The organism is Micromonospora craterilacus (assembly GCF_003236315.1).
Lineage (GTDB): Bacteria > Actinomycetota > Actinomycetes > Mycobacteriales > Micromonosporaceae > Micromonospora > Micromonospora craterilacus.
In genome coordinates this window covers 1-7,946 of the sequence record NZ_POTY01000289.1, presented here as the reverse complement: position 1 = coordinate 7,946, position 7,946 = coordinate 1, and the positions used below count along the sequence as shown (strand labels likewise).

Sequence of the window (7,946 nt, the reverse complement as noted above, 5' to 3'; positions counted from 1 at the left end):
CGTCCTCGCCGCTCAACGCCGCGAACGCGCCCGAGTCCGCAGCGAACGCCAACACCGCTGGGGCCGGCCTCACACCCGAGCCGCCTGACCGATCAGACCCGGTGAACGTTCATGGACGGCCCACTAGGGAGGAACGATGATGAAGGACAGTGCCACGCAGCACAGCCGGCGGGTGCTCCTGACCGCAGGAGTCGCCGGTGGACTGACGACCCTGGCCGGGGCTGGCGCGGCCTCGGCGGCCCCTGCCGAGCGGCCCGGCGGGCACGGCCCCGGGAAACCGGGCGAGGAGGGCCGCAACCGGGCGGCGGTGTTGCGTGCCTTCGCGCGGCAGAACGCGGGTGGCGACATCTACGAGATCCTCCACGACGACATCCGATGGACGATCGTCAACGGTCGCACCTACACCTCCAAGGCCGAGTTCCTGGCGGAGGGGTCGGCACCGATCCTGGACCGGCTGGCGTCGATCCTCAGGATGACGATCAAGGACATGTGGACCGACGGTGACACCGTGATCATCCGGTTCGAGGGTGACGCGACGGCCACCGACGGCGTCCACTACCACAACGAGTACTGCTGGATCTGGCAGATGCGAGGCGGCAAGGTGGTGCGTTGCCACGCCTTCCTGGACATGATCGCGGTGCGGGAACTCATCGAACGCGTCGAGCTGACCTGAATCGGCGGTACGAGCCGGGGTCAGCGGAGCCAGCGACTGACGGCCAGGGTGCCCAGCAGCCGCAGTGCCTCGGCGCTGCGGCTGTGCGGCTCCGCCCGGTACACGATCAACTGCTGGCCGGGCGCGTCCCGTACGTCGAACGCGTGGTACGACAGCGTCAGTTCGCCCACCGCGCCGTGCCGGAACGTCTTCGCCTCGTGCGTCTTGCCCTGCACGTCATGCCGCCCCCACAGCCTGCGGAACTCCGCGCTCGCGGCGCCCATCTCCTCGACCAGTTCCCGCGCCCGCCGGTCGTGCGGGTCATGGCCGAGGGCCAGGCGCAGGTTCGCCACGCACGCCTCGGCGGCGCGACGCCAGTCGGCGAAGAAGGTCATACCGGCCGGGTCGAGGAAGGTCATCCGGACGAGGTTGTCCGCTTCGGTGAAGTCCACGTAGAACGCGTCGGCCAGCGCGTTGCCGGCCAGCAGGTCGAGTCGCCGGTCGATGACCACGGCCGGGGTGTCCGGCCAGGCGTCGAGCAGTTCGCGCAGGCTCTGCCCGACCTGTGGTCGAGCGGGGGTCGGCGCGCTGCCGGGCGAGAGCCCGGCCAGCCGGAAGAGGTGGTCGTGGGCGTCCGGCCCGAGGTCGAGCGCCCGGGCCACGGCGGCCAGCACCGACGATGACGGGTTGCGCTCGCGGCCCTGTTCGAGCCGGGTGTAGTAGTCGACGCTCACCCCGGCCAGCACCGCGATTTCTTCACGCCGCAGCCCGGCGACGCGCCGGGTGCCACTGGAGACGAGGCCGACGTCGCCCGGGGTCAACCGGGCGCGTCGGGCGGTGAGGAACGCCCCGAGCGCGGTCGTCGGCATGCCACCAACGGTAACCGTGCGGGTTCCGGCCAGGCAGGGTGCGTCACACCCTGGTTCGGTCCGGCCTGGCTGCCGATTCCGCCACCGGTGACGGTGGGAGCACGAACCCAAACCCAGGAGGTACGCCATGAGCAGCCCGATGCTCGACGAGGCGGTACTGGCGGAGATCGCCGGGAACACCGGCGACCGGCACCGGCCACTGATGTTCGTCAACGCCGCCATCCACACGCTCGACCCGGTGATCGGTGACTTCCCCGCCGCCGACCTGTTGGTCGGTACGAACGAGATCGTCGCGGTCGGGACCGGCCTGCACACCGCAGCCGAGGACGACGGCGCGATCGTGGTCGACTGCACCGGCCTGACCATCGTGCCCGCGATTGTCGACGGTGTCGCCGTCGCCGGCCTGCGCGTTCGTCCCGCCGACCGGGTCGGCGCGCTCACCCCCGGAAACCCAGCCACCTTCGCCCTGGTCGCCGGCCCGACCTCCGGCCGGTCCGTGCTGGAGATGATCGTCTGGCGTCCGGAGCAGGCCGCCGCGATCGTCGTCGACGGCGAGATCGTGCTCGCCAACGGCCGTCGGCTCACGCCCGCCCCGATCGCGCCCCAGCCGGGACCGCGGTCGGTCGAGAGCCCCTACCTGGGCATGTGGATCGACGAGACCGGTTTCCTGCACCAGGAACTCACCGCCGACGGCCGGTACGACGAGACGCGGGGCGGTCGGCCGCACGCGTACCAGGGGGCGTTCTGGATCGACGGCGACCGGATCGTCTACCGCGACGACCTGGGCTTCTGGGCGTACGGCCGGTTCGTCGACGGGGTGCTGCACCACGCCGGCTACGTCCTGCGCCGCCGATGAGCGCAGACAGCGAAGGGAGAGCCCGATGATGTTGTTCAGCGGCGGCACGGTCGTCACCATGGACCCGGCCATCGGCGACCTGGAACGGGGTGACGTGCTGGTCCGCGAGGACCGGATCGTCGCGGTCGGCCCGGACCTGCGGTCGCATCCGGAGGCGGCGGGCACGACCGTGATCGACACGACCGGCCGGATCGTCAGCCCCGGATTCGTCGACACGCATCGGCACGCCTGGCAGGCGCAGCTGCGCCGCAGCATCCCGGACGTGACCGACCTGGGGGCGTACGTGATGTCGACGCTGGCCGGGATCGCGCCCGCGTACACGCCGCACGACATGTACGTCGGCACCCGGCTCGCCGCGCTCACCGCCCTCGACGCCGGCATCACCACGATGCTCGACTTCTCGCACAACTCCCGTACGGCAGCGCACTCGGACGCGGCGATCCAGGCGCTGGTCGACACCGGCATCCGGGGCGTACACGCGTCGATGGGACCGCACTTCGGTGAGTGGGACCGCCAGTGGCCCGGCGACCTGGCCCGGTTGTGCGGGGCGTACCAGGGGACGAACGGCGGGCTGGTGACCCTGCGCCTGGCGGCGTTGGCCACCGACGAGATCGCCGGCCCGGCCCTGGCCTACGGGCCGGAGCTGGCGGCCGTCGCGCGCGATCTCGACCTCGGTGTCAGCGTGGACGCGGTGTTCGGTATGCCGTCGTCGGCGGCGATCCTGCGCTGGGCCGCCGACGGGCTGCTCGGCCCGAACCTGACCCTGATCCACGCCACGGGCCTCACCTCGCAGGCGTGGCAGGCGATGGGCGACGCGGGGGTCACCGTGTCGCTGGCACCGACCTCCGAGGCGCAGATCGGCCTGGAGACGGCGGTACCCGCGATCGACGAGGCGCTGGCCGTCGGTATCCGGCCCGGACTCAGCATCGACGTGGAGGTGGCGCTGGCCAGCGACATGTTCACGCAGATGCGTACCCTGCACGCGATCCAGCGGATGCGTGCGGTGAACGCCGCGTACGGCACGGACACCACGCCGGACCGGATCACCTCACGCGACGTGCTGGACTTCGCCACGGCACAGGGCGCCCGGACCAATGGACTCGGTGACGTCACCGGTTCCCTCACCCCCGGCAAGCAGGCGGACCTGCTGGTCGTCGCCGCCGACGACATCAACACGATGCCGCTCAACGACGCGGTCGGCACGCTGGTGCTCGGGGCCGACGCCCGCAACATCGAGACCGTCGTGGTGGCCGGCCAGGTGCGCAAGCGGAACGGGCAGCTTGTCGGCGCGGACATGGACGAGCTGCGCCGGCAGGTGACCGAATCCCGCGACGCGATCCGCAAGGCCGTCGTCAAGGAGGAACAGCGGTGGACGGGCGGGTAATCCGGATGCCGCACCGGGTCGAGAACATCCTGAGCCTTAGCGGATCGACGCTACTCGCGGCAGTCTTCGAGTATCGGGGCGGGGCAACGGTTAGTTCTGTCGGCGCCGGATCCACCAGAGGCAGGTACCGGCCAGCGCCCCGGCAAGCACGAGGAAGATCCCGGTTTCCATCCACTGCAGGGGCCAGTAGTGGCTCGCGGGGTGGTAGGTGACTGTCTGGTGGAGGTTGTCCTTGGCGAGGCAGGCGCCGATCTGACTCAGGTCTGGGGCGTCGCCTTGGCTATCTGGGAAGCATTCGGGGTAACTGTCGATGCGGACGACCTGGCCGGACGAGTTCTTCACGGGCGGCTGGGATGTCAGCCACGCGCCCTGCGGTGTCGGCAGGTCGAAGTGGAAGTCCGTCTGCGTGCCCGAGAAGCCGTGGAACTGGCTGGTGCTGGCCTGGTTGATCGGGAAGGTGGTCGTGGTCGACGGCAGCAGGTGGGGTCGGATGAGGGTGGGCACGAGAATCTGGATGGCGATGAACACGGCGAGGGTGACGGCCATGGCCGGCAGGGTGCGGCGCAGCAGCAGTCCCAGCGTGGTACCCAGGGCGAAGGTGAACGCGGCGTAGCCGAGCGGGACGATGTCGCGTGAGGCGAAGGTCATCGCCGCCCACCGGTCACCGCTGAGCTGGTCCAGCGGCCCGGCCCACCAGGTCAGCAGCCAACTGAGGATCGCTGCGGTGGCGATCGCGGCGACGCCGACGACGGTGAGTTTGACCGCGAGCCATCGGGTGCGCGTCACGGTCTGGTTCCAGGCGAGTTGGTGCGTGCCGGTTTCCAGTTCACGGCCGATCAGCGGCGCGCCCCAGAAGATGCCGATCAGCGCCGGTACGGCGATCACGAGGAGTTGCAGGAGCATCAACACGGGCTCGTAGCTTCGCTGCAACTGGCTGAGCTGGGCACCCAACGCCCGCGCCGCGGGGGTCGCGCCGTCGCAGGCGTGCAGCGGGGCGCACGCGGCCAGGGCCGCACTGTAATTGTGGTGCATCCGCAACCCGGTGATCAGGAAGCCGATCGCGGCGGCGGCGAGCAGGGCCAGGACGGTGAGGGCCTGGGCACGGAACTGCCGCCAGGTCACCCAGATCATCGCGCTGCTCCCGTCGGTTGCATCGCGGTATCGCCGCCGTGTTCGACGGGCCGCTCCAGGTAGGTCAGCACGAGGTCCTCCAGTTCGAGGTGTTCGGCGGACCAGTCCCCGGCGGGTAGTTCGCTGTCACTTCGCACCACGAACGTGGACTGCCGGTCGGTGTGCTCCGCCGAGATGACCTCCAGCCCCGCGGGCAGGTCGGACTCCTGGCGCCGCGTGCACACGATCCGGTGGTGCTGCGCGAGCAGGTCATCGGTTTCGCCGGCGAGCTGTACGCGGGAGGAGACCAGCACGACCAGGTAGTCGCAGACGCGTTCGAGGTCGGAGACCAGGTGTGAGGAGAGGATGACGCTGGTGTCGTGCTCGGCGACCGACTCCATCAGGTGGCGCAGGAAGTCGCGGCGGGCCAGCGGGTCGAGGCTGGCGACCGGTTCATCGAGGATGAGCAGTTCGGGTCGCTTGGCGACCGCCATGGTCAGGGCGAGCTGGGCGCGCTGCCCGCCGGAGAGTTTGCCCGCCTTCTGCTTCGGGTTCAGGCCCAGCTGCTCGACGCGGGCCTGTGCGAGCTTCGCGTCCCAGGCCGGGTTCATTTTGGCGCCGAACTTCAGGTGGTCGGCGACGGACAGGCTCGCGTAGGTGGGAGTGTCTTGGGCAACGTACCCGACTCGGGCCAGTTGCGCGGTTGCGCCGTTGGGCTGTTCGCCCAGCACCTCGATCCGCCCCGTGGTCGGCGCGAGCATGCCGCAGGCGATCTTCAGCAGCGTGGTCTTGCCCGCGCCGTTGGGCCCGACCAAGCCGACGACGCGCCCCAGCGGGAAATCAAGGGTGCAGTCAGCCAGCGCCTGGCGCTGGCCGTATCTCTTGCCCAGCGCATGGGCTTGCAGTATCGCGTTCATTTCTCCTCTTCGGCGCTCTCGCGCAGGGTGTTCTGGAACATCGCCTCGATGCCCGGCTCGGTCAGGCCCGCAGCGCGGGCCTTGTCCATCCAGGCACGCAGCTCCTGCTGCAACGGACCGTGCTCGATGAGCGATGCGTGGCCGAGCGACCGGGTGATGAAAGTGCCCACCCCCGGCTTTCCCGCGGCCAGACCCAGGTGCTCGAGTTCGCGGTACGCCTTGCTCACGGTGTTCGGATTGATCGCCACCTTGGCGACCACCTCCTTGACCGTGGGCAGCTTGTCGCCCTCGGCGAGCAGCCCCAGCAGCAGCGCCTGGCGTACCTGCCTGACGATCTGCAGATACGGGGCGATCCCCGAGCGCGCGTCGACGTGGAAGTCGATCACCCATAATCCTGTTCCACTAGATTGCTAGTGAAATGAGAGTGCATGGGAGTCGGACGCGTGTCAAGCACCAACCACGAACCAGCCCGCTCGCCAAATGCGCGTAGACGATTGCGCCCTGCCCAACACCAGGCCCATCGAGTGCAGGGGCGGGCCCGACTGCGCCGAGGCGTGCTACCTGGAGGAACTGACAGTCTGATGTGGTGGAACGTTCTGATCGGCCTCGGTGTCGCGGTCTTGGTCTCGTGGCTGGCGCTGCTGGTCGGGTTGCTGATCGCGCGACCGAAAGGTCCGCTGCTCACCGAGACGATCCGGATTCTGCCGGACCTGCTGCGGCTGCTGCGCCGTCTGGCCGGTGACCGCAGCCTCCCGCGAGGAGCGCGGGTCCGGCTCGGTCTACTGGTGGCCTACCTGGCGATCCCCATCGACCTGATCCCCGACTTCATCCCCATTCTGGGCTATGCCGACGATGCGATCATCGTGGCCGCGGTGCTGCGCTCGGTGGTCCGCCGGTCCGGGATCGAGGCGGTCCGCCGGCACTGGCCAGGTACCGAGGACGGATTCGCCGCCTTGTGCCGCCTGACCGGTATCCGCACTCCCGTACCCGGCACCGAGCTGGGAACTCGCGGCGGGGCAACTAGCGGCCGTCATCGCCGATCCGCCACCACACGACAGCGACGCCCTAGCTGAGGCACTTTATGCCCATCAACCTCAGGACAAGGGCGCCCAGTGTCAGCCGTGTGGGCGATCGCGGACGTGTACCGCGCGGCAGCCTCGACCGTGACGTACGGGTTGCGGCGAGAATCCGACACTACCGAGCATCATGGACTTGGATCCGCAGGGGCGTCTAGCTGGACTCACCGGACGCCGGACGATGACACCGGACGAGATCCGCCACACAGTCAAAGCGCTGGGAGACATGGCCGCAGTGCTCCGTGACGCGGACCCCGCAGACAAGGCGTTGATCTACCGCGAACTGGGGCTGGCCCTGACCTACCGGCCGACCGCCCGCACGGTATCCGCTCAGGCGACCCCAAGTGGATCATGTACTAGATTGTGTCCGAGGGGGGACTTGAACCCCCACGCCCTATACGGGCACTAGCACCTCAAGCTAGCGCGTCTGCCATTCCGCCACCCGGACTTGCTCTGTCCAGCCTACCGCGCCGGCCTGGGTGGTCCACCACCTGCAGGCCGCCCGGTGGGCCGCACGGGGAGTTACTGTACACGCCGCAGGTGGATCATGCACATCGGCATTCGGGGCACGTCCGGACCGGCTCGACCGGGGCTTCGGGACGGCCCGTGACGGCTCGTGGGTCGGGTGGCGTCGGGGTGCCCGTACCCGGCAGCATGAGCCACGTGCCCCATGCCTCTCCCCTGGCCGTCGCCCAGCAGCGGGCTCTCGCGCTGCGCGGGGCGGGTAACCTCGCCGCCGCCCGTGACCTGCTGACCGACGCGGTCGAGTCCACCCGGCCGCCGTTCGGCAGGGATCATCCGGACGTGCTGAGCACCGCGCATCTGCTGGCCCGGCTGCACCGGGAGGCGGATGACCCGAGCGCTGCCCGTCGGGTGCTGGAGGAGGCGTTCGCCGCCGGGGAGCGCCGGTGGCCCCACGGGGACCCGCTGATGCTGGCGTTGTCCTTCGAGCTCGGCTCGGTCGCCGACGAGCTGGGTAACCGCCACGAGGCCCGCCGCAACTACACCCGCGTCGCCGCCGCCGGCCCCGCCGTGCTGGGTGCCGACCACCCGGCCGTACGCACGGCACGGGAGTATCTCGG

At 69.8% G+C, this 7,946-nt stretch carries 9 protein-coding genes and 1 tRNA gene; 5 read left to right on the top strand and 5 right to left on the bottom strand.

From position 1 onward, the window contains the following. Positions 1-136: 136 nt before the first annotated feature. A complete protein-coding gene (locus C1I95_RS29880; RefSeq protein ID WP_199523974.1) occupies positions 137-673 on the top strand; it encodes a nuclear transport factor 2 family protein in 537 nt (178 codons plus the stop codon). Positions 674-693: 20 nt separating this feature from the next. Here C1I95_RS29880 and C1I95_RS29875 read toward each other — a convergent pair whose 3' ends face one another. Next, the gene (locus C1I95_RS29875; RefSeq protein WP_111218893.1) at positions 694-1,521 is read right to left on the bottom strand and encodes a helix-turn-helix domain-containing protein; all 828 of its coding nucleotides are present in this window, start codon (positions 1,519-1,521) and stop codon (positions 694-696) included. A gap of 127 nt (positions 1,522-1,648) precedes the next feature. On the opposite strand from C1I95_RS29875, the gene C1I95_RS29870 reads away from it, so the two are divergent. Together C1I95_RS29870 and C1I95_RS29865 are read left to right on the top strand one after the other, a co-directional pair. After that, complete coding sequence (locus C1I95_RS29870) at positions 1,649-2,377, top strand: Atu4866 domain-containing protein (protein WP_111218891.1); 729 nt, start codon at positions 1,649-1,651, stop codon at positions 2,375-2,377. Between the two features lie 25 nt (positions 2,378-2,402). Next, positions 2,403-3,761: an amidohydrolase family protein gene (locus C1I95_RS29865; RefSeq protein WP_111218889.1), complete on the top strand. Its 1,359-nt coding sequence runs from the start codon at positions 2,403-2,405 to the stop codon at positions 3,759-3,761. Between the two features lie 90 nt (positions 3,762-3,851). Here C1I95_RS29865 and C1I95_RS29860 read toward each other — a convergent pair whose 3' ends face one another. From C1I95_RS29860 to C1I95_RS29850, 3 genes are read right to left on the bottom strand one after another with little or no spacing between them, the layout of a single operon-like run. Next, the gene (locus tag C1I95_RS29860; RefSeq protein ID WP_111218887.1) at positions 3,852-4,892 is read right to left on the bottom strand and encodes an ABC-2 membrane transporter-related protein; all 1,041 of its coding nucleotides are present in this window, start codon (positions 4,890-4,892) and stop codon (positions 3,852-3,854) included. Further along, positions 4,889-5,788 (bottom strand): ABC transporter ATP-binding protein, encoded by a 900-nt coding sequence (locus tag C1I95_RS29855; RefSeq protein WP_111218885.1) that lies wholly within the window; start codon positions 5,786-5,788, stop codon positions 4,889-4,891. Before C1I95_RS29855 ends, C1I95_RS29860 begins: the two co-directional genes overlap by 4 nt. Further along, the gene (locus tag C1I95_RS29850) at positions 5,785-6,174 is read right to left on the bottom strand and encodes a GntR family transcriptional regulator (RefSeq protein ID WP_111218883.1); all 390 of its coding nucleotides are present in this window, start codon (positions 6,172-6,174) and stop codon (positions 5,785-5,787) included. Before C1I95_RS29850 ends, C1I95_RS29855 begins: the two co-directional genes overlap by 4 nt. A gap of 195 nt (positions 6,175-6,369) precedes the next feature. Between C1I95_RS29850 and C1I95_RS29845 the strand changes: the two genes are divergently transcribed. Beyond that, on the top strand, positions 6,370-6,861 hold the full coding sequence (locus tag C1I95_RS29845) for a YkvA family protein (RefSeq protein ID WP_111218881.1): 492 nt from the start codon (positions 6,370-6,372) through the stop codon (positions 6,859-6,861). A gap of 367 nt (positions 6,862-7,228) precedes the next feature. On the opposite strand, the gene C1I95_RS29840 is transcribed toward C1I95_RS29845, so the two are convergent. After that, positions 7,229-7,312: transfer RNA gene (locus C1I95_RS29840), tRNA-Leu, on the bottom strand. Between the two features lie 215 nt (positions 7,313-7,527). On the opposite strand from C1I95_RS29840, the gene C1I95_RS29835 reads away from it, so the two are divergent. Next, positions 7,528-7,946 (top strand): tetratricopeptide repeat protein (locus C1I95_RS29835; RefSeq protein WP_199523973.1); only part of this gene is annotated, 419 nt, incomplete at its 3' end.

Excerpts from the sequence above, each read along its gene's own strand:
- C1I95_RS29880 (WP_199523974.1), top strand. The coding sequence starts at position 137 with ATGATGAAGGACAGTGCCACGCAGCACAGCCGGCGGGTGCTCCTGACC.
- C1I95_RS29875 (WP_111218893.1), bottom strand. The coding sequence starts at position 1,521 with ATGCCGACGACCGCGCTCGGGGCGTTCCTCACCGCCCGACGCGCCCGG.
- C1I95_RS29870 (WP_111218891.1), top strand. The coding sequence starts at position 1,649 with ATGAGCAGCCCGATGCTCGACGAGGCGGTACTGGCGGAGATCGCCGGG.
- C1I95_RS29865 (WP_111218889.1), top strand. The coding sequence starts at position 2,403 with ATGATGTTGTTCAGCGGCGGCACGGTCGTCACCATGGACCCGGCCATC.
- C1I95_RS29860 (WP_111218887.1), bottom strand. The coding sequence starts at position 4,892 with ATGATCTGGGTGACCTGGCGGCAGTTCCGTGCCCAGGCCCTCACCGTC.
- C1I95_RS29855 (WP_111218885.1), bottom strand. The coding sequence starts at position 5,788 with ATGAACGCGATACTGCAAGCCCATGCGCTGGGCAAGAGATACGGCCAG.
- C1I95_RS29845 (WP_111218881.1), top strand. The coding sequence starts at position 6,370 with ATGTGGTGGAACGTTCTGATCGGCCTCGGTGTCGCGGTCTTGGTCTCG.